Source organism: Streptomyces adelaidensis, assembly GCF_016598475.1.
GTDB lineage: Bacteria > Actinomycetota > Actinomycetes > Streptomycetales > Streptomycetaceae > Streptomyces > Streptomyces adelaidensis.
On record NZ_JAEMUX010000061.1, the window covers coordinates 34764 to 53184 of the forward strand.

Here is an 18421-nt window from a genome sequence, read left to right on the forward strand (position 1 = left end):
GTGGTCAGTGGCCCAGGCCGGCGCCGCCGTCGACCGGGATCACGGCGCCGCGTATGTAGCCCGCGTCGGCGAGGAAGGCCACCGCGTCGGCGACCTCCTCGGGGCGGCCGAGGCGTCCGGCGGGGGTGGTCCGCAGGAGGTCCCGGCGCTGTTCGGGGGTGAGGGCGCGGCTCATGTCGGTCTCGGTGAGGCCGGGGGCGACGACGTTGCAGGTGATGTCGCGGGCGCCGAGTTCCTGGGTCAGGGAACGGGCGAAGCCGACCAGGCCGGCCTTGGCCGCCGCGTAGTTGGTCTGGCCGGGGGCGCCGTGCAGGGCGGCCGTGGAGGAGATCAGGACGATCCGGCCGTGGCCCGCCCGGAGCATGCCGCGCACCGCGCGCTGGGCGACACGGAAGGCTCCGGTGAGGTTGGTGTCGATGACGGAGGTGAAGTCCGCCTCGGTCATCCGCACCAGCAGCCGGTCGTGGGCGGCGCCCGCGTTGGCGACCAGGACGGTCACCGGACCGTGCGCCGCCTCGGCCTCCTTGAAGGCCCGGTCGACCTGTTGACTGTCCGTCACATCGCACCGTACGGCGAGGAGTCCCTCGGACGCGGGTGGCTCATCGCCCCGATAGGTCACCGTGACCTGGTCACCGGCGGCGGCGAAACGGCGGGCTATGGCCAGTCCGATGCCCCTGTTCCCGCCGGTGACGAAGACCGAACGGGCTGTCGGCTGTGTCATCGGGCTTCCCTCTCCTTGCTTCCGGTCTCCACCGGCCGGGTGTCCTGTGGTGGTGGCGCCGCCCGGGTGCGCAGGCCCACGACTGCCACGGCGAAACCGACCAGGGCGAGGGCCGCGACGGTGAGGGTGGCGGCGTACATCGCGTCGAGGAAGGCGCGGTCGGCCGTGGCCGCCAGTTCGGGCAGGCGCAGGGAATCGGCCAGGGCACGGGCGCCCTCGGCGGAGGTACGGGCCTGGTCCTCGGCGGCCCGCGACAGGCCCCGTGCGGTGCCGGGCAGTTCGGCGGCGGCCATTCGGTCGCGGTAGACGCCGGAGAGGATCGAACCGGCCGACGCGACGCCCAGGGTGCCGCCGACCTGCCGGGTGACGCTGTTGACGGCGGAGCCGGCGCCCACGAGCTGCGGGGGCACCCCGCGCATCATCACCGCCGTGACCGGCGTGCCGACCAGGCCCATCCCGAAGCCCTGGACCCACAGCAGCACGGCGACCACCCAGATCGGGGTCCGCCCGTCGAGCCACGCGTAGGCGACATAGGTGGCGGCGGTGGCCAGGACTCCGGACGCGACCGTCCAGCGGGCGGTCAGCCGGCGGCTCAGCGCCGGGGAGGCCTGGCTGCCCAGGACGATGCCGACCGCGGCGGCGATCATGACCATGCCGGCGTCGGCGGGGGAGAGCCCCCGGGGGCCCTGGAGGTAGAAGGCCGCGTAGAACAGGTGACCGGCCAGTGCCATGAAGGCGATCAGCAGCACCACGCTGCCGGCCGTGAAGCCGGGCTGCCGGAAGAGCCGCAGGTCCAGGCTGGGCGCCGGGGACCGGCGCTGGCCGGCGACGAAGACGGCCAGCAGGACGCCGCCCAGCAGCAGGGGCAGGAGCACGTGGGGGCCGTACCAGGTCCGGCCGTTGCCGAGTTCGATGATGCCGTAGACCACGCCGCCCAGGCCGAGCACCGACAGGGCGAGACCCGGTAGGTCGAGGACGCGGCGGCGGGAACCGCCCAGGTCGGGGACGACGGCCACGACCGCCAGCAGGCACAGGGCGACGATCGGCACGTTGACCAGGAACACCGAACCCCACCAGAAGTGACTGAGCAGCGCCCCGCCCGCGACCGGGCCGACGGCCACGCCGAGACCGCTCGACGAGCTCCAGATCGCGATCGCCCGGGTGCGTTTCTCCTCCGGAGTGCTCTGCACGATGACCGTCAGCGTCGCGGGCATCAGCAGACCGCTGCCCGCGCCCATGAAGGCGCGCGCCACGATCAGCCACGCCGGACTGTCCACGAACGCGCCCGCGCCGGAGGCCACGCCGATCAGCGCGAGCCCGGCGAGGAGCGTGTTCCGGGGGCCGAACCGGTCGGCCAGCGCGCCGCCCGCGAAGAGGGTGCCGGCGACGACCAGGGTGTAGGCGCTCGCCACCCATTCCAGTTCGCCGGGGGTCGCGCCCAGACCGTCCACCGGGTCGGCGAGCGTGGTGACGGCGACATTGAGGATCGAGGTGTCCAGCCAGATCAGCATCTGCGCGCAGACCACGACCACGAGGACGGGCCAGGAACGGGACGGCGTCGCCGCCGGGTTCTCCGTCGTCCGGCTCACGGTGCTCACAGGGTGCCTCCGTTGCTCTCGCGACCGCGCGGGTCTTCGTGTCCGTGCAGGGCCCATCTGTGCAGGGCCCGGTCGATCAATGCCTCGGCCGCGCCCGTGTAGCGGGCCGGGTCGAGCAGGTCCGACAGGTGGGCGGGGGTGAACCGGGCGGACAGTTCGGGGTCGGCGGACAGGATGTTTCCGAGGGGGCGGCCGGTGTCGGCGGCCTCGGCGGAGGCGGCGGTCAGCAGCTTCTTCGCGCGGACCTTGCCGAGCACCGGAGCCGGCATCACGGCCAGCCGTTCGGCGACGACGGCACCGCCGGTCAGGTCGAGGTCGGCCCGCATGCGTTCCGGCTGGACGATCAGGCCCTCCGCGAGTTCGACGGCGGTGTGCGAGGCCCCGCCCGCCAGCCGCAGCGCCTCCCGCAGCGGCTGCCACTCGGCGTGCCACGCCCCGGCGGGCCGTTCGTCCTCGGCGAGCAGACACTGGGCCAGTACGAGGGCGTGTGCGGGGACCTGCCGGGCGGCCGACACGATCAGTGTGGCCAGCGCCGGGTTCCGCTTCTGCGGCATGGCGGAGGAGGCACCGAGCCCGGCGCCCGCCGGCTCGGACACCTCACCCAACTCCGTACGGGACAGCGTCTGCACATCGAGTGCGAACTTCCCGAGCGCCCCGGTGACCAGCTGGAGCACGGCTCCGAGTTCGGCGACGGGCGTACGGACGGTGTGCCAGGGCAGGGTGGGTTCGGCGAGGCCGAGGGCCGCCGCGAACGGGGCGAGCAGCTCGACCCCGCCCTCGTCGCTCCGGTCGCCGCTTCCGGCCGCCTGCCGGCTCCCGCGGTCCAAGATCCCGTACTCCCGGTACGCGGCCAGCGTCCCCGCCGCTCCCCCCAGTTGGGCGGGAAGCGCCGACGCCACCGCCCGCACCCGGACCGACGCGTCGAGGACCAGCTCCAGCCACCCCGCGGCCTTCAGACCGAAGGTCGTCGGCACCGCGTGCTGGGCCAGGGTGCGCCCGGCCAGGACGGTGGCGCGATGGGTGTCGGCCAAGGCGGCGAAGGCCGCGGCGACCCGTGCCAGATCCCCGGCGATCAGGCCGAGCACCCGGCGGGCGATCAGCATGGCCGCCGAGTCGAGGATGTCCTGGCTGGTGGAGCCCCGGTGGACGTACTCGGCGGCGGTCGGGTCCTCGGCGCCGACGACCTCGGTGAAGGCGGTCACCAGGGCGACCACCGGGTTGGCGGCGGCCCGGGCCGCGTGGGCCAGGGCGACCAGGTCCAGCCGTGCCACCCGGGCCGTCGAGCGAATCGTCTCCACGGCGGCGGCCGGCGTCAGCCCGACGGCGTGCTGGGCGCGGGCCAGCGCCACTTCGACGTCCAGCATGGCCTGCAGCCAGGCCTCGTCGGTCACCTCGGCCGCCACGGGCGTGCCCGCCCACGTGGGTGCGAGCAGCCCCGCGTCGGTACCCACGGACATCACGTTCACGTTCCTCGACTCCCTGAGCGACTCCTTGTGCGACTCCCTGTGCGAATCCCTGCGCCTGATGTCTGCCGCGCCACCGCACCGGCGGCGGCCTCAGAGCCCTCGCCCTCCGGCCCCGCCACCCCGGTCAGCCCCAGCGCCCCCCGCGCGATCGCGTCCGAGTCCTCCAGCGTCACCGAGCCGACGCCCGGCCGGATGCCGACCGCGGTCACCCAGCGCACGCCCTCCGCCGGCACCCCGAAGGCGAACCGGCGTGGATGGGCCCGGCCCGTCGCGTCCACCAGCCGGGGCGGACCGTCGGTCACCGCCAGCCCGCCCGGCTCGTAACCGCCCAGCCGGTACGGTCGACACGCGCCGGCCGCGAGCAGCCCGCCCAGCAGCGGGTCGGCGCTCCGCCGCAGGTCGACGGCGGGCAGCCGCGCCTCGACCAGCGCGTCGACCCGGACCGGGGGCTCCTCCACCAGCTCCGCGTCCACGAGGAAACCCCCCTCCCCGGCGTCACCTTCATGGGCCCGTACCCGCATCCCCGGGCCGACCACATGCAGCACGTCCGCCTCGATCAGCGCGATCAGCTGTTCGATGCGGAAGGCGGGCGGGCCGATCGAGGTGAAGGCGTTCAACGGGGTGTACCAGCCGTCGAGTTCGGTGCGGTACGAGTCGCCGGAGACACCGCCGTGGTCGACGACGAGCCGGATCTCGTTGCGCAGGTCCCGCAGCGCGTCCAGCGCGGCCTTCAGCGGTCCGTTCACATTGCCGAGCCGGGCCTCGGCGACATCCCGTCGCAGATAGGCCAGCAGCCAGTGCCGGAAACCGACGCGGCCGGTGAACTTCCGCTCGCCGTAGGGGCGTTCGATCCGCGCCCAGTCCCACCGCTCGGCGGCCGGGACGCCGTGCCGGTCGAGCAGGGCCGCCTCCCCGTCCCGGTCCGCCGGACACGACCGTAGGAACTCCCCGGCGGCCCCGGGCCCTTGGGCGGCCCGGATCCACGCCTCGTAGTAGACGGTCCGCACCTCGCGGTCGATGAGCGGCCAGAGGTCGTGACGGAAGTGGACGGGGCGCCCGTCGGCCACCCGTCGGCGCAGGCCGGCGATGACGTCCGGGGTCAGGAACCGTGGCTCGTGGCGGCCGAGCGCGCCCTTCTCGTTCTCGCCCCGCGCGTGGTACGGCACCCCGCGCCGCGAACCGGCGTACAGCACCGGCTCGTTGCCGCTCGGCAGGTAGACGAGACCCGACTGCCCCTCCTTGAACGTGCCGCCGCGGCCCTCGGTGAGGAGGGCCAGGCAGTCGAAGAAGTTCAGGCCCAGCCCGCGCAGGGCGACCGGTGCGCCCGCCGCGATCCCGCTCAGGTCGGCGTCGGCCGGGTTGACGGGTGCCACATAGGTCAGGCCGTGACGGTCGGCGAAGGAGCGCAGCCGGCGCTCCTCCGGGATCGGGGTCAGGGGGCCGTGGCCGAGGGCGAGCACCACCGCGTCCATCCCGGCCAGCCGGTCACCGTTCTCCAGCGTCACCCGCTGCCGCCCGCTCGCGGCGGCCTCGTCCAGCGCGACCGCCGTCGAGGGGTGGGTGCGGACCGTCACTTGGGGCGGGGCGGTGCGTAAGAGGTGCCGGAACACCCACTCCAGGTAGTGGCCGTGGAACGCGCGGGTCGGATAGGTGTCGGGGCCGAGCCGCCGTGCCTCGTCCAGGGCCCACGGCGGAAGGTCCTCGTCGATGGCCTCGTCGCGGATCAGGCACGCCCACTCATACAGGCTGGGCCCCGGCACCGACGGCCCCGCGCAGGCCACGCTGTCGTCGGTGAACAAGGTCACCTGGGAGGCGACCGTGTTCATCAGCAGCTCGCCCGGCTGGTCGGTGCGCCAGACCGCGCCGGCGCCGGGCGGGTGCGGATCGACCAGGTGGACCTCGACCGGCCCTACGATCCCCCCGGCATTGGCGCAGATCCGCTCCAGGACCGAGAGGCCGCGCGGACCGGCGCCGATCACACAGACGGTGAGGGTGTCATCGGCAGTGGTCATTCCCGGCCCAGCCCGTCGCGCCAGCTCGGTCTCGTCGGCTTCCAGCCGAGGGCCGTACGGGCCCGGTCGTTGGCGGCGCCGTGCGCGGACGTGAGCTGGTGGGTCATGAACCAGCCGAGGAGCCGGGGCGCGAGGGCCGTCGGAACCGAGCGGGGGGAGGGTCCGGCGAGCATCCGGGCGAGGTGGGGCAGCCACTGCGCGGCGGGGGCGGGATCGTCGTCCGTCACATGGAACACCCCGGTGGCGTCCGCCTCGACGGCCGCCACAGCCGCCCCCACGGCGTCCTCGACGTGCAGGAACGACATGATCCCGGACCCGTCGCCGGGCAGCGGGAGCCGTCCGGCCAGCACGGACCGCGCGGTCGCGCCGGTCCGGGCGTACGCGGTGCGGGGGCCGTACAGCGTGCCGTAGCGCAGCACCACGCCTGCCAGGCCGCTGCTCGACACCTGCCGTTCCAGCTCGGCGACGGCCCGTACCGTCAAGGCCCAGCCGGGGTCGGGGGCGTCCACGTACAGCGGCGCGTCCTCGTCGAGCACGGGGTCGCCGGCCGGGGCGGCGGCGAAGGCGATGGACTGTGCGACCAGCCGTCGCGCGCCGGCCGCGCGGGCCGCGTCGATCAGGTTGGCGGTGCCCTCGGTGCGCAGCCGCGCGGTACGGGCGAAGGCCTCCGGCGGGTCGTCGCGCAGCAGCCGCAGGGCCGACATCTGGTGGACGACCACCTCGGGGCGGGCGGCCCGCACCGCCGGCAGCAGGGCGTCACGGTCCAGGGCGTCGGCGACCACGACCTCGTCCGCCTCGGGGGCCCGGCCCCCGGACCCCTCCCGCACCAGCGCGATCACCTCGTGGCCCCGCGCCCGCAGTACGCCCACCAGCGGATACCCGACGACTCCGGTAGCCCCGGCGACCAGTACGCGCACGCCTCAGCCCTCCGAACCGGCGGCGACAGGGGTGGCGATCCGCATGAGCAGACGGCACGCCTTGTCGCCGTCCCGCAGACAGCTCTCGGCCCTGTTCTCCGTGAGGCTCACACCGAGCCCCTCGGACCAGCCGGCGTGGATGGCGGTGCACGGGCAGCGGTAGCCCTCCAGCGAACCGGCCATCCGGACCATGGTGATCGCGAAGTTCCGCCTCAGCGTCAGCACGATCAGGTCGTCGTCCTCGATCTCCGTGGAGGCGTTGCGCAGCTCCGGCGGGAACATCCGGTCACCGCAGTCGTCGTAGCGGCGGCGCAGCTCCTCCAGGTCCTTGCGCTGGTCGCCGGTGCCCGGGATCGGCCCGTACAGCCGGGCGACACGCTGCCCGACGTGCCGGGCGACCTTCCCCATCGCCTCCGCGTTGATCTCGTTCGCCGTCTCCTGTCCGAACCGCGCGGCCACCCCCTGGTACCAGTTGGCGTCGTGCTGCCACCACAGCCGGTACGCCTCACTCGCCCGGGCGCGGTGATTGACGCCGTCGGCGTCGGTGTGCGTGCTCATGCGTGCTGCTCCTTGGTGGCGAACCGGTCGCGCATCACTCGTTTGAGAACCTTGCCGGTGGCGCCCTTGGCCACGTCGTCGGGCTTCATCCGCAGGGCCCGGCTCACCGGGGGGAACCCGGCCGCCGTCAATACGGTGTTGACCCGCCCGGTCCACACCTCGTCGCCGTCGCCGCTCTCCTCGGTTCCGTCTTCGTCCGCGAGTTGGAGCAGCGCGTACGCGTCGGCCTCGCCGTCGCCGTCCCAGTCCGCGCGTACGCCGTCGGGGGCGACGCCGACGACCGTGCAGTCGGCGATGCCGGGCAGCTCGGCCAGGAGCAACTCCTCGGTGCGGGTGCTGAAGACGATGCCGGCGCGGGTGCGGATGGCGTCCGGGACCCGGTCGAGGTGGTAGAAGTTGCCCTCCTCGTCCTGGTGCGCGAGGTCGCCGGTGAGCCAGTAGCCGCCGAGCCGCATCCGGTTCCAGGTCAGCGAGTCGTTCCAGTAACCGGGTGTGAGTGTGGGCGACTTGAGCCCCAGACGGCCGATCCGGCCGGCCGGCAGCGGGGTGCCGTCCTCGGCCAGCACGGCGGCCTCGGCGAAGCTGATCGGCTTGCCGACGCGGCGCGAGTAGGCCGACGTGTCCTTGGTGTGCCGGTTGTGGAAGACCGAGTAGCCGGCCTCCGACGAACCGAGCCCGTCCACGAAGACCGAGCCCTCGACCCGGGTACGGCTCAGATCCCGCCCGATCTCGATATGGCCGCCGTGCCGCACGAGCGCCCGGATGTGCGCCTCGTGCGCCGCGTCCCCGGTGTTGAACCACACCTGCACGCTGGACAGATCACGTGCCGTCAGGTCCTCCGCCGCCATCTCACCGAAGGTCCCGGCGAACGCCAGCACCGCCGTCGGCCGGAACTCCTCGACCGCGTCCAGCACCTCCGTGCCGCGCTGGCTGGAGAGCAGCTTGATGTCCGTGCGCAGCAGCAGGCAGTACAGCAGCGTCGCCACCATCGCGTTGTGCGCGCCCGGCAGCCCCACCAGCGTGCGCTCCATGTCGATGCCGGTGGAGAAACGCAGCCGGTGCAACTGCGCGTACATCAGCGTCCGGTGGGTGTGCGGCACCCCCTTCGGCAGGCCGGTGGTGCCGGAGGAGTGCGAGATGAGCACCGGGTCGGTCGGGTCGTGCCGGTACGGGTACGACAGCGGAAGCGCGGCGCGGTGCTCCGGCCGGACGTCGTCGGCGGTCACGACGAAACCGAGCCCGGACGCGTCCCCCGACAGCACCCCGTGGTGCGCCGCGTCCGTGAAGGCGCCCACCGCGCCCTGCCGGCGCACGTACTCCCGGGCGGTCTCCGGGGACAGATTGCCGTTGACGAACGAGGGGATGGCGCCGAGCGACGTCAGCGCCAGGAAGTTCACCGCGAACTCGGCCGCCGAGGACGAGTGGACGGCCACCGGGTCGCGGGGCCGCACACCCAGGGCCGCGTACCGGCCCGCGTACGTCTCGACCACCTCGTACAGCTGTCCGAGCGTCAGCGCCTCGGGGTGGCTGCCGTCCGGGGCCCGCCAGGTGCCGTCGGTCCGCAGCACCGGCTCGTCGAGCGGGCGTTCGTACGCTCGCAGTCGCTGGAGGATGTTGCCGGCGCCGAGTTCGGTGTCGGAGCAGATCCGCGCCCGCTCCTGTCTACTGATGAGCATGGGTCTCCGTCTCGTTTCCATCGGGGAGCTGTTCGGCACTGAGGCGGAACGCGGTCGTCCGGGGTGCGGTGACCAGGACGTGGGTGCCGCCGTCCCGCAGCAGCCGCCGGTGGGCGACGGCCAGGTCGAACAAGGCCTGGACGCTTCCGGGGTGCGCGGCGGGGGCCGCCTGCGCGGCGTCGTACGTCCGCGTCGACCGGACGGTCACCGGCGCCCCGGTGCCGGGGCGGCCGAGCAGGACCGCCACCGCCAGGGCGGCGGACGCGGGGAGGTCCGGGACCGGGCCGCCGCTGACGGCGGACAGTTCGCGGTACGCGGCGGCGAGGCGCTCCCCGCCGCCCAGCTCCACGCCGACCACCAGGACCTGGTCCAGCTCCGGGTCCTCCAGGAGCAGGTCGGCCATGGCCAGCAGTTCGGTCACCGGGTCGTCGAGGGTGGAGAGGCTGAACATCTGCCCGGTGATCCCGAACTCCCGGCTGATGTGCCCCAGCACGGAGTTGGCGGTGGCCTGCATGAAGAGCAGCGGGTTGTGGACCCGCCCGGACACCATCCGCCGGCTCGCCAGATCCGCGGTGGTGGTGTCACCCATCAGGCTCGCCAGCGCGACGGCCGTACGCGAGCCGTCCACGGCCCGCTCTCCGTTCCGTTCCCCGCCCCGTTCCCCGCCCCGTTCCCCGTCCCGTTCCCCGTCCCGTTCCCCGTCCCGTTCCCCGTCCCGTTCCCCGTCCCGTTCCCCGTCCCGCTCGGACAGGCACCGCGACGCGACCTCGTACGCCAGCGGGCTGAACGCCGACTCCACGAACCCGGGCAGCCGGGGCAGCGGGATGTCGTCGTCCCGCCCGGTGCCGTGGGTCGCGGTTGCGGTGGTGAGGACGCCGAGCGGTGAGCGGAGCGGTGTCTTCTCGGCCACCGTGGCTCGTTTCGTGTTCTCCGTCTTCGTGTTCTCCGTCGTCGTCACGGCCGCTCCAGGACGAGTGCGGTGTTGGCGCCTCCGAAGGCGGCGTTGATGGTGAGCGCCCGGCGCAGGTCGGCCTGGCGGGGCCGGTTGGGCACGTAGTCGAGGTCGCACTCCGGGTCCGCCCGGGTGAAACCGGCGGTGGGCGGCAGTACGCCGTCGGTCAGGGCCAGCAGCGTGATCACGAACTCCACGACCCCGGCCGCCTCCAGGAGATGGCCGGTCGTGCTCTTGGTGGAGCTGACCGGTATCGACTCGGCCCGCTCCGGGAGGGCGGCGCGCAGCCCCCGGGTCTCGGCACCGTCGTTGTACTTGGTGCCGGTGCCATGGGCGTTGACATAGCCGAGGGCCGCCCCGCCCGGGTCCCCGGCGAGCCGCAGCGCCTGCCGGGCGGCGAGGGCCAGGCCGATGCCCTCCGGGTGCGGCTGCGAGATGTGGTGGGCGTCGGTGGCGGCGCCCCAGCCGACCACGCTCGCCAGCGGCCGGGCACCGCGCCGCCGGGCATGCTCGGCGGATTCCAGTACGACCGCCGCGACCCCGTCGCCGAGCAGCAGCCCGCTCCGGTCGGCGCTGAACGGCCGCACCATGCCGTCACGGGACAACGCCCGCCCGGAGTCGAACTTCCCGAACGTCTCCTCCTCCACGAGGTAGCCGCCGGCGCAGACCGCCACGTCGATCCGGCCGGAGGAGATCAGCCGGCACGCGTGGATGATCGCGGCGGCCGAGGCGACACACGCGTTGGTGAACGTCATCCGGGGGCCGGTCAGCCCAAGGCCTCCGGCCAGCGTCTCGGCAAGGTGGGCGGGGACGGCGTCGGCGAGCCGCGCAGCCGTATCCACCGCGCCCGCAGCCCTGCCTTCCCCGGCCCCGCCGTTCCCGCCGTTCCTGGCACCCCCGCTGTCCTTGCCGTCCCCGCCGGATTCCGGCGTCGCCGCCGCGTCCCGCCAGTACCGCGTGATGCTCGTGCAGTCGCCCGCGATGCCCAGCAGCACCGCCGCGTCCGTGCCCCGGGGCAGGTCCGCCATGTCGAGGGCGTCCGCGCCGCACCGGGCGAGGGCGTGCCGCAGGGCCCACTCCGCGACCGCGTCGGGGCCGTCGGGAGCGGCGCCGGCCATCGGCGTACGGTACGGGCCGGTGTCGAACCTGGTGGTGGGGGCGAAGGAGGGAAGGCCCGCGAAGACCCCGCGCCTCAGGGCGTCCGCGCCCGTGCCGAACGCGGTGCGTACGCCGAACCCGGTCACCGTCACATCACCGGTCAACGCGGTCACCTCCTTCCACCGAGTCCGTTTCCGCGGTGCTCAGGAACTCCGTGAGCCGCCGCAGCGAAGTGAGCCGGGCGATGTCCTCGTCGCCGGGCTCCACGACCAGGCCGAACCGCTCCTCCACCACATGCAGCAGCCAGACCAGCCCGAGGGAGTCGAGGACCAGTTCGGCGTCCTCGGCGAGGTCGTCGGGGACGCCGGGGAAGATCTTGCGGTCGGCGAGCAGCTCCCGGACGGTGTCGGTGGTGAGGACGGACGGCGCGGAGGCTTCCGCGCTCATGCCTTCGCCCCGCGCCCGACGACCTCGGTGACGAGCCCGCCGAGGGTCAGGGAGGCCAGGGGCTCGATGTCGGTGTCCGGGATCTCCACGCCGAACCGCGATTCGAGCCGCAGCGTGAGCTCGATCAGGCTCAGGGAGTCCAGCTCCAGCCCGCCGACGGTCACCGGACTCTCGTCCGAGATGCCGTCGCGGCTCAGCAGGATGTTCATCTCGTCGATGACCGTGGTCAGGACGAACTCACGGATCTCGTTGTCCAAGGTGGATGTGCTCATGATCGCCGTCTCCATGGGGAATGTCGTGCGAAAGTCATGTGAAAGGCCGTACGAGAGGCCGTACGAGAGGCCGTACGAGAGGCCGTACGAGAGGCCGTAGGAGAGGTGTCTCTCGGGCCGTGCCCAGGCCCCGGCACGGGCTGTGGCCTAGGTGCCGCTCGCCGCCGCCTGCAAGGTCGCCGCCTGGCGGACCAGCTTCCCGTTGGACGTCCGGGGCAGGGACTCCAGCAGCCGGATCACGCGGGGCAGCTTGTAGTCGGCCAGCCGCTCCCGGCACCAGCGCAGCAGCTCCTCCGCCGACGGGCTCGCCGCCCCGTCGGTGACCGACACGTACGCCTCGGTCACGGCCTCGTGGACCAGGACCGCCTGCTCGACGGCCGGGTGCTCGCGCAGCACGTGCTCGACCTCGGTGAGGTCGACCTTGAGGCCGCCGATGACGACGAGGGAGTCGGCCCGGCCGCGCACGGTGACCGCCCCGCCCGCGTCCACACCGGCCCGGTCGCGGGTGTGCAGCCAGCCGTCCGTGTACTGGGTGCCGCCCGAGTCGAAGAGATACGGCGACTCTTCGAGCGCGACGTCCAGTTCACCCTTGTACGCCCGGACCACCACCCCCGGCGCCGGGCGGCCGACCGACGGCCGCAGGGTGCCGCCGACGTCGATGGCGACGATGCCGGTCTCCGTGGTGCCGTAGGCCTCGCCGACCGCGACGCCGTACCGTTCGGCGAACCGCGCGGCGACCTCGGGGGGCATCAGCTCACCGCCGGAGACGGCGGTGCGCAGTTCGGGCAGGCCCGGCGGATCGAGGGCGGCGGCGAGCAGTTCGAAGTGCGTCGGCACCCCGAACAGCGCGTTGATCCGGTGCTCCACCGAGGTGCGCAGGATGTCGCGGGCCGAGACCCGGGGCGCGAAGACGACGGAGACGCCGGCCGCCAGCGAGTGCAGCAGCCCGCCGAGCAGTCCGAAGCTGTGGGCCGTCGAGCTGAGCAGCAGCAGCCGGTCGTCCTCGACCGGCATGCCGGGGACCGAGGCGAACGACTCGATCTCGGCGGCGATCGACCCGGCGGTCCGGCCGATCACCTTGGGGCGCCCGGTGGAGCCCGAGCTGAACTGCACGAGCCGGTGCGCGCCCGTGGCCGGCCGCCCGGCCCTGCGGCACTCGGTGGCGACCTCGTACTCGGGCCGGAAGCCGAACGCCGCCCGGACGTTGGAGCCGGCCCGGACCATGAACTGCGGCCGGCAGGTGGCGCCGAGCGCGTCCACCTCGGCGGGTTTCAGCCGGAAGTCGAAGAGCATCACCTGCGCGCCCAGCCGCCACAGCGCGAGCAGCACCTCGACCTGGGTGAAGCTGGGCGGGGTCTGCAGGCCCACCGTGGAGCCGGGCCCGATGTCATAACCGGCGAACACGGCGGCCTGCTTGGCCACCCGCTCCCGTAACTCCCTGCGGGTGACGGTCTCCTGCCGATGCGTCAGATACGGCAGGCCGTCGTCCCGCGCGTCGAACAGCCGCTGGATCAGGGCGCCCATCCCGTCCTGGCCGCCCGCGGCCGCCACGAGTTGGCCCATGGGGTCTCAGACCTCCTTGCAGAACTCGCCGATGGGCAGGCCCACATGGCGCTTGTCCTGGGCCAGATAGCCGAGCAGCTCGTCGCCGGTCCGCAACTCGGTGACATTGAGGACCTTGCCGCCCGGACCGAGCACCCGTACATGCCAGTCGTCCTGCACGGTGAGGCTGACCAGCCGCCCGTCCTCGGCGTGGGTGCGGATCTCGAGGAGCGGCCGCGACTCCAGCTTGGCCCGGCCGACCACCACCCGCCGGGTGCGGCCGTCGGCGCCGACCGCCAGCAGGGCGCTGCCGGAGCCCACCTCGCTGAGGTAGCTGGTGCGGTTCTCGGGGCCCAGCGTGTACGAGTGCAGGGCACCGGCGTTGACCCGGAACGGCCTGGTCGGCATGTACGGCAGCGGGTGCGTCTCGCTGCAGCAGAGCACGAACCCGGAGGAGTACGAGCCGACGAGGATGCCCTCGTCCTCCTCGAAGTGCGAGCAGGTGTCCACACAGACCCGGTCGCCGAGCCCGACGTGCCGGATGCTCTCGACGGTCAGCGTGGACAGCTCCAGCTGCGGAGTCGTCGCCTCCAGCAGCCGGGCCAGCGCGAACACCTCGTCGGCGCTGCGGGGCCCGTACAGGATGCCGTCCGAGCCGCGTTCGAGGACGTCGAAGACGATGGCCGCCTCCTCCAGGTCACCGACGACGGTCACCAGCTTGCCCTCGGCCGACTCGGCCGCGGCGAGCACGATCTCCAGCGGGATCTTCGTCGGGTCGGCGAAGTGGATGACCGTGTACGGCAGCGCCATCGCGCCCACGCACGACAGCTGAAGGGTGCGGTCGTCCCGTACGTCGACGAAGCCGGCGACGGGCGGGCCGGTGACCGGCGTACCGGTGACGGCACGGTTCTCCGCGGCGAGGGCGTCCAGCTCGTCCTGGATGGCGAACTTCCGCAGCAGGAGGTCGATTCCGGCGCCGGCCGACGACTTGGCGTCGGCAGCGGCCTTCGCGTCCCTGTCGCCCTTGTCGTCCCTGGCGCTCTTCTCGCTCTTGTCGGCGGGCTTGTCGCCGGCCTTCTTCGCGATCGCCGGGGCCGGTCCGCCGGGAGCCAGCACCCGGGTCACGGTCGGCGGCAGCGTCGCGAGCAGCTCGGCGTCGGCGGAGATGACCCCGGCCATCCGGGCGTGGACGGCCGCGTCCACCACCGCCTGGAGCTGCGGACGGGGGACTTCACGGAGATCGATCCACGCGAACCTCATGCGACACCTGCCACGATCGTCGAGTAATGGGTAGAGGAAGTCATGCTCATGTCATCGGAGATCCCGACGGTGTCGCCGGGGCCGCCCGTACCGCCGGTGCCGTCGTGCACCACGGCGGCCAGCCGGGACACCAGGGCGGCGGGGGAGGGGGCCGAGAAGACCCGGCGGCCGACGGCCAGTCCCCGGCAGCCGGCCGCCATCACGGCGGTGCCGTACTCGATCAGGTCGGAGCCGTCCGGTGGGCCGCCGGCCGCGAGGACCGGGATGGGGCTGTGGGCCACCACCTCGGCCATCCGGCTGAGCGGCAGGGCGACGGAGGTCTTCACCAGGTCGGCGCCCAGATCGGCGGCGACGTTCACGATGTGGGCGAGGAGGTCCGGATCGTGCGGGTTCTCGATCCGAGGGCCGCGCGGGTAGACCATCGCGATCAGCGGCATGCCCCAGGTGTCACAGGATCGGGCCACCGCCCCCAGGTCGGCGAGCTGGCGCCCCTCGGTGTCCGAGCCGATGTTCACATGGACGCTGACCGCGTCCGCGCCGAGCGCCACCGCCTCCTCGACATCGCCCACCAGCACCTTGGCGTCGACATCGGCGGAGCAGGCCGTACTGGCGCTCAGATGCACCACCAGCGCGCAGTCCTTGAGGATGTCCGGGGCGAGGGCGCGGGCCCGTCCTTTGTGGACGATGATCCCGTCGGCGCCCCCGACCACCAGGGCTCTCAACAGGTCTTCCCATTGTCCCGGCGGAGCGACAGGGCCGTCCGAAACGCTGTGGTCGAGCGGTATGAGCAAGTGCCGGTCATCGCCGGCCAGCGAAAGTCTTCTCAAACGTAATGGCTTGCCAGTTTTCAGCATGGTAAAGCGCCTCTCCGGCTCTGAGGCCGCATTTCAGAAAGTCGAACAGTGGTATCCCGTTGCGGTCCCCATGTCCGACTCCATGTCCGAAAAACGATGGTCGTAGAACTTTCAATTTCCGCCGGATCTCAGCATTCCGTGCGTGATCGGGTGTTGGCAAGGCGTGATCATCGGCAAATTTTTATGCGGAAATCGACATGAATATTTGACAGCGGTTTGACAGGAACCCTGGGTTGACGGCACCGGAGGGTGGTGTTCGTGGGTTGTTATGCGGCAAGTGGTGAGGTGGCGGGTGTGCGGTGCTCTGGGTGAATTTTGCCGACCGGCCCTTATTTTTCCGTGCGCTCTTCCATGTACTCTTTCGTGCGCGCACGCACCGAACCCCGACCGGTTTATCGGTCGAAGGACTTCCTTGTGGAAATCGAATTTCCCGGCTTAGGGTGACAGCCGCACTCCGGTTCGTGTTACATGCGTGGCCGTCCCCATCTGGGCCCGGACCATTTGTATCCGGGCGTACCGGAAATGAGCCCCCCATGCCCGAATCCCCGTCCAAGACCGTCGCCGAGGCCGTGGGCCCGAGACCGGCCCCCTTACCCTCGTCGCCGGCCGGGTCGAGCAACGCGCCCAAGGTCGCCGCCGCGAGTCTCATCGGCACCACGATCGAGTACTACGACTTCGCCGTGTACGGCACGGCCTCCGCGCTCGTCCTCGGCCCCGCCTTCTTCCCCTCGGGCAACGCCACCGTCTCCTCGCTCGCCGCGTTCCTCACCTTCGCCGCGGCCTTCCTCTCCCGCCCCCTCGGCGTCGTGCTCTTCGGCACGATCGGCGACCGGCTGGGCCGCCGCAACGCCCTGGTCGCGTCCCTCCTGTTGATGGGCGTCGCCACGATCGGCGTCGGCCTGCTGCCGACCTACGAGACCGCCGGACTCCTCGCCCCCGTACTCCTGGTGACCCTCCGGCTGCTGCAAGGCATCAGCATGGGCGGCGAGTGGGGCGGCGCGGTACTGCTGGCCGCCGAGCACGCCCCGCCGGGACGCCGGGCGCTGTACGCCGCCGTCCCGAACATCGGCCCCTCGCTCGGCTTCCTGCTGTCCAGCGCCGTCATCCTGCCCACCCTCAACATCGTGGGCCGCGACGGCTTCACGGAGTGGGCCTGGCGGGTGCCGTTCCTGCTCAGCACCGTGCTCGTCGTGGTCGGGCTGTGGGTGCGTACGACGGTGTCGGAGTCGCCGGTCTTCAAGGCGGAGGCCCGCCGCTCGACGACAACGGAGCCGGCGCCGGAGTCCCGCTTCCCCCTCGGCACGCTCATCGCCCGGTATCCCCGGCGGCTGCTGCTCGGCACCGGTGCGGCGATCGGCGGCTCGGCCGTCTACTACCTGACGATCGTCTACAGCCTCTCCTACGGGCCGAAGTCGCTCGGTATCCCGCAGAACACCATGCTCACCGCGGCCAGTGTCGGGGCCGCGGCCGGGATCGCCATCACCCTGCCCGTCGCCCGGCTCGCCGACCGGCTCGGGCGCCGTCCGATCATGCTGACGGGTGCGGCCGGCTGTGTCGTCTGGGCCGTCCCCATGTACGCGTCCCTCAGCTCGGGCAACGCCTTCGTCATCACCGGGGCGTACACCGTCGGGCTCATGTTGCTCGCCCTGATGTTCTCCCCGGTGGCGGCGTTCCTCGCGGAGCTGTTCCCGGCGCGGCTCCGCTACACGGGGGCTTCGGCGGCGTTCATCCTCGCCAACACGCTGGGCGGCGGCTTCGCTCCGCTCGTCGCCACGTGGCTCAACAGCCAGTGGTCGTCGCCGCTGGTGCTCGGCTTCTACACGGGTGGGCTGTGCCTGGTCAGTCTGCTGTGCCTGTTGGCTCTGCCGGAGACCCGCGAGGACGAGTTCGCGGCCTGAGAGAGGATCGCCCCCGCCGCCCCTACCCGTCCCATCCCGTCCCTGGGGGCTGCGCCCCCAGACCCCCGCTGAAAATCAGCCCCTCCGGCGTTTGAGGAGCGGGGTCCGGGGCGGAGCCCCAGGGGACGGGAATGGGTCGGGGCGGCGGGGGCGGAAAACCACCCCGTCAAGCCGAAGCCGGCGGATAGAGCGACCGCGGCAGCTGCGAAGCCGCCGCCGCGTCCAGCAACCACAGGGTCCGAGACCTCCCGTACGCCCCGGCGGCCGGCGCCTGAATCTCACCCGCACCGGAGAGCGCGATGGCCGCCGCCCGCGCCTTGTCCTCCCCGGCCGCGAGCAACCACACCTCCCGCGCCGCCCGAATCGCCGGCAACGTCAGCGTCACCCGCACCGGCGGCGGCTTGGGCGCACCCCGCACCCCCACCACCGTCCGCTCGGTCTCCCGCACCGCGGGCAACTCCGGGAACAGCGAGGCCACATGGGTATCGGGCCCGACCCCCAGCATCAGCACATCGAACGTCGGCACCGGCCCATGGTTCTCCGGTCCCGCCGCCCGCCGCAGCTCCTCCGCGTACGCCGCCGCGGCCGTATCCACATCGGCACCCCACACCCCGTCCGACGCGGGCATGGCATGCACCCGCTTCGGATCGAGCGGCACCGAGTCGAGGAGCGCCTCCCCGGCCTGGGTCACATTGCGCTCGGGGTCGCCCTCGGGCAGGAACCGCTCGTCACCCCACCACAGATCCAGCCGGCCCCAGTCGATCGCGTCCCGGGCGGGCGCGGCCGCCAGCGCGGCGAGCAGACCGTTGCCGTTGCGGCCGCCGGTCAGGACCACCGAGGCGTAGCCGCGCGAGGCCTGCGCGTCCACGACCTTGGTGATCAGCCGAGCCGCCGCGGCCTGAGCCATCAGCTCCTTGTCGCGGTGCACGACCAACTGCGGAGTACTCACGGAGCGGCCGCCTTCTTCACAGGCGGCATCTGCGCGGGAGTCGGCCGATCGGAGTCACCGTCACCGGCCGAGTCCGCGGACGGAGCGGCCGGCGGCAACGCCGGAGCGGCAGCCGGAGCAGAACCCGAGGCACCCGCAGAACCCGAGGCACCCGCAGAACCAGCGGAACCAGCGGAACCCGCGGAACCCGCGGAACCAGCG

At 72.8% G+C, this 18421-nt stretch carries 16 protein-coding genes; 1 reads left to right on the forward strand and 15 read right to left on the reverse strand.

Annotation, left to right across the window (positions count from 1 at the left end; genetic code table 11):
* Positions 1 to 4: 4 nt before the first annotated feature.
* From fabG to I8N67_RS29030, 14 genes are all read right to left on the reverse strand, one after another.
* Complete coding sequence (gene fabG / locus I8N67_RS28965; protein WP_200307168.1) at positions 5 to 721, reverse strand: 3-oxoacyl-ACP reductase FabG; 717 nt, start codon at positions 719 to 721, stop codon at positions 5 to 7.
* Positions 718 to 2319, reverse strand: coding sequence for an MFS transporter (locus tag I8N67_RS28970; protein ID WP_200307169.1), 1602 nt, complete (start codon positions 2317 to 2319; stop codon positions 718 to 720). The genes fabG and I8N67_RS28970 overlap by 4 nt, the downstream gene beginning before the upstream one ends.
* The gene (locus tag I8N67_RS28975) at positions 2316 to 3776 is read right to left on the reverse strand and encodes a class-II fumarase/aspartase family protein (protein WP_200307170.1); all 1461 of its coding nucleotides are present in this window, start codon (positions 3774 to 3776) and stop codon (positions 2316 to 2318) included. The genes I8N67_RS28970 and I8N67_RS28975 overlap by 4 nt, the downstream gene beginning before the upstream one ends.
* A 5-nt stretch (positions 3777 to 3781) precedes the next feature.
* The gene (locus tag I8N67_RS28980; RefSeq protein ID WP_200307171.1) at positions 3782 to 5797 is read right to left on the reverse strand and encodes an FAD/NAD(P)-binding protein; all 2016 of its coding nucleotides are present in this window, start codon (positions 5795 to 5797) and stop codon (positions 3782 to 3784) included.
* A complete protein-coding gene (avaA7, locus tag I8N67_RS28985; protein ID WP_200307172.1) occupies positions 5794 to 6714 on the reverse strand; it encodes a 3-diazoavenalumate denitrifying reductase in 921 nt (306 codons plus the stop codon). The genes I8N67_RS28980 and avaA7 overlap by 4 nt, the downstream gene beginning before the upstream one ends.
* Positions 6715 to 6717: 3 nt before the next feature.
* A complete protein-coding gene (locus I8N67_RS28990) occupies positions 6718 to 7272 on the reverse strand; it encodes a hypothetical protein (RefSeq protein WP_200307173.1) in 555 nt (184 codons plus the stop codon).
* A complete protein-coding gene (gene avaA6 / locus I8N67_RS28995) occupies positions 7269 to 8948 on the reverse strand; it encodes a 3-aminoavenalumate diazotase (protein ID WP_200307174.1) in 1680 nt (559 codons plus the stop codon). The genes I8N67_RS28990 and avaA6 overlap by 4 nt, the downstream gene beginning before the upstream one ends.
* Positions 8935 to 9906 carry a beta-ketoacyl synthase N-terminal-like domain-containing protein gene (locus tag I8N67_RS29000; RefSeq protein WP_372443817.1) on the reverse strand — a complete coding sequence of 324 codons (972 nt, stop codon included), beginning with the start codon at positions 9904 to 9906 and terminating at the stop codon, positions 8935 to 8937. The genes avaA6 and I8N67_RS29000 overlap by 14 nt, the downstream gene beginning before the upstream one ends.
* Positions 9903 to 11162, reverse strand: coding sequence for a beta-ketoacyl-[acyl-carrier-protein] synthase family protein (locus tag I8N67_RS29005; protein ID WP_200307186.1), 1260 nt, complete (start codon positions 11160 to 11162; stop codon positions 9903 to 9905). Before I8N67_RS29005 ends, I8N67_RS29000 begins: the two co-directional genes overlap by 4 nt.
* Positions 11152 to 11445 (reverse strand): acyl carrier protein, encoded by a 294-nt coding sequence (locus I8N67_RS29010; protein ID WP_200307175.1) that lies wholly within the window; start codon positions 11443 to 11445, stop codon positions 11152 to 11154. Before I8N67_RS29010 ends, I8N67_RS29005 begins: the two co-directional genes overlap by 11 nt.
* Positions 11442 to 11732, reverse strand: a complete 291-nt coding sequence (locus tag I8N67_RS29015; RefSeq protein WP_200307176.1) for an acyl carrier protein — start codon at positions 11730 to 11732, stop codon at positions 11442 to 11444. Before I8N67_RS29015 ends, I8N67_RS29010 begins: the two co-directional genes overlap by 4 nt.
* A 132-nt stretch (positions 11733 to 11864) precedes the next feature.
* Positions 11865 to 13280: a class I adenylate-forming enzyme family protein gene (locus I8N67_RS29020; RefSeq protein ID WP_200307177.1), complete on the reverse strand. Its 1416-nt coding sequence runs from the start codon at positions 13278 to 13280 to the stop codon at positions 11865 to 11867.
* Between the two features lie 6 nt (positions 13281 to 13286).
* Complete coding sequence (locus tag I8N67_RS29025; RefSeq protein ID WP_200307178.1) at positions 13287 to 14519, reverse strand: 3-dehydroquinate synthase II family protein; 1233 nt, start codon at positions 14517 to 14519, stop codon at positions 13287 to 13289.
* Positions 14516 to 15373 carry a class I fructose-bisphosphate aldolase family protein gene (locus tag I8N67_RS29030; RefSeq protein WP_200307179.1) on the reverse strand — a complete coding sequence of 286 codons (858 nt, stop codon included), beginning with the start codon at positions 15371 to 15373 and terminating at the stop codon, positions 14516 to 14518. The genes I8N67_RS29025 and I8N67_RS29030 overlap by 4 nt, the downstream gene beginning before the upstream one ends.
* 533 nt (positions 15374 to 15906) lie before the next feature.
* Between I8N67_RS29030 and I8N67_RS29035 the strand changes: the two genes are divergently transcribed.
* Entirely contained in the window at positions 15907 to 17271 is a 1365-nt protein-coding gene (locus I8N67_RS29035; RefSeq protein WP_200307180.1) for an MFS transporter, read from the forward strand.
* A gap of 166 nt (positions 17272 to 17437) precedes the next feature.
* Here I8N67_RS29035 and pgl read toward each other — a convergent pair whose 3' ends face one another.
* Complete coding sequence (gene pgl / locus I8N67_RS29040; protein WP_200307181.1) at positions 17438 to 18220, reverse strand: 6-phosphogluconolactonase; 783 nt, start codon at positions 18218 to 18220, stop codon at positions 17438 to 17440.
* Positions 18221 to 18421: the final 201 nt, after the last annotated feature.

What these genes read in the sequence shown, in the direction of transcription:
- I8N67_RS28990 (WP_200307173.1), bottom strand. Translation starts at nt 7,272, where the DNA reads ATGAGCACGCACACCGACGCCGACGGCGTCAATCACCGCGCCCGGGCG.
- I8N67_RS28980 (WP_200307171.1), bottom strand. Translation starts at nt 5,797, where the DNA reads ATGACCACTGCCGATGACACCCTCACCGTCTGTGTGATCGGCGCCGGT.
- fabG (WP_200307168.1), bottom strand. Translation starts at nt 721, where the DNA reads ATGACACAGCCGACAGCCCGTTCGGTCTTCGTCACCGGCGGGAACAGG.
- avaA6 (WP_200307174.1), bottom strand. Translation starts at nt 8,948, where the DNA reads ATGCTCATCAGTAGACAGGAGCGGGCGCGGATCTGCTCCGACACCGAA.
- I8N67_RS29030 (WP_200307179.1), bottom strand. Translation starts at nt 15,373, where the DNA reads ATGCTGAAAACTGGCAAGCCATTACGTTTGAGAAGACTTTCGCTGGCC.
- I8N67_RS28975 (WP_200307170.1), bottom strand. Translation starts at nt 3,776, where the DNA reads ATGTCCGTGGGTACCGACGCGGGGCTGCTCGCACCCACGTGGGCGGGC.
- I8N67_RS29015 (WP_200307176.1), bottom strand. Translation starts at nt 11,732, where the DNA reads ATGGAGACGGCGATCATGAGCACATCCACCTTGGACAACGAGATCCGT.
- I8N67_RS29025 (WP_200307178.1), bottom strand. Translation starts at nt 14,519, where the DNA reads ATGAGGTTCGCGTGGATCGATCTCCGTGAAGTCCCCCGTCCGCAGCTC.
- I8N67_RS29010 (WP_200307175.1), bottom strand. Translation starts at nt 11,445, where the DNA reads ATGAGCGCGGAAGCCTCCGCGCCGTCCGTCCTCACCACCGACACCGTC.
- I8N67_RS29020 (WP_200307177.1), bottom strand. Translation starts at nt 13,280, where the DNA reads ATGGGCCAACTCGTGGCGGCCGCGGGCGGCCAGGACGGGATGGGCGCC.
- I8N67_RS29035 (WP_200307180.1), top strand. Translation starts at nt 15,907, where the DNA reads ATGCCCGAATCCCCGTCCAAGACCGTCGCCGAGGCCGTGGGCCCGAGA.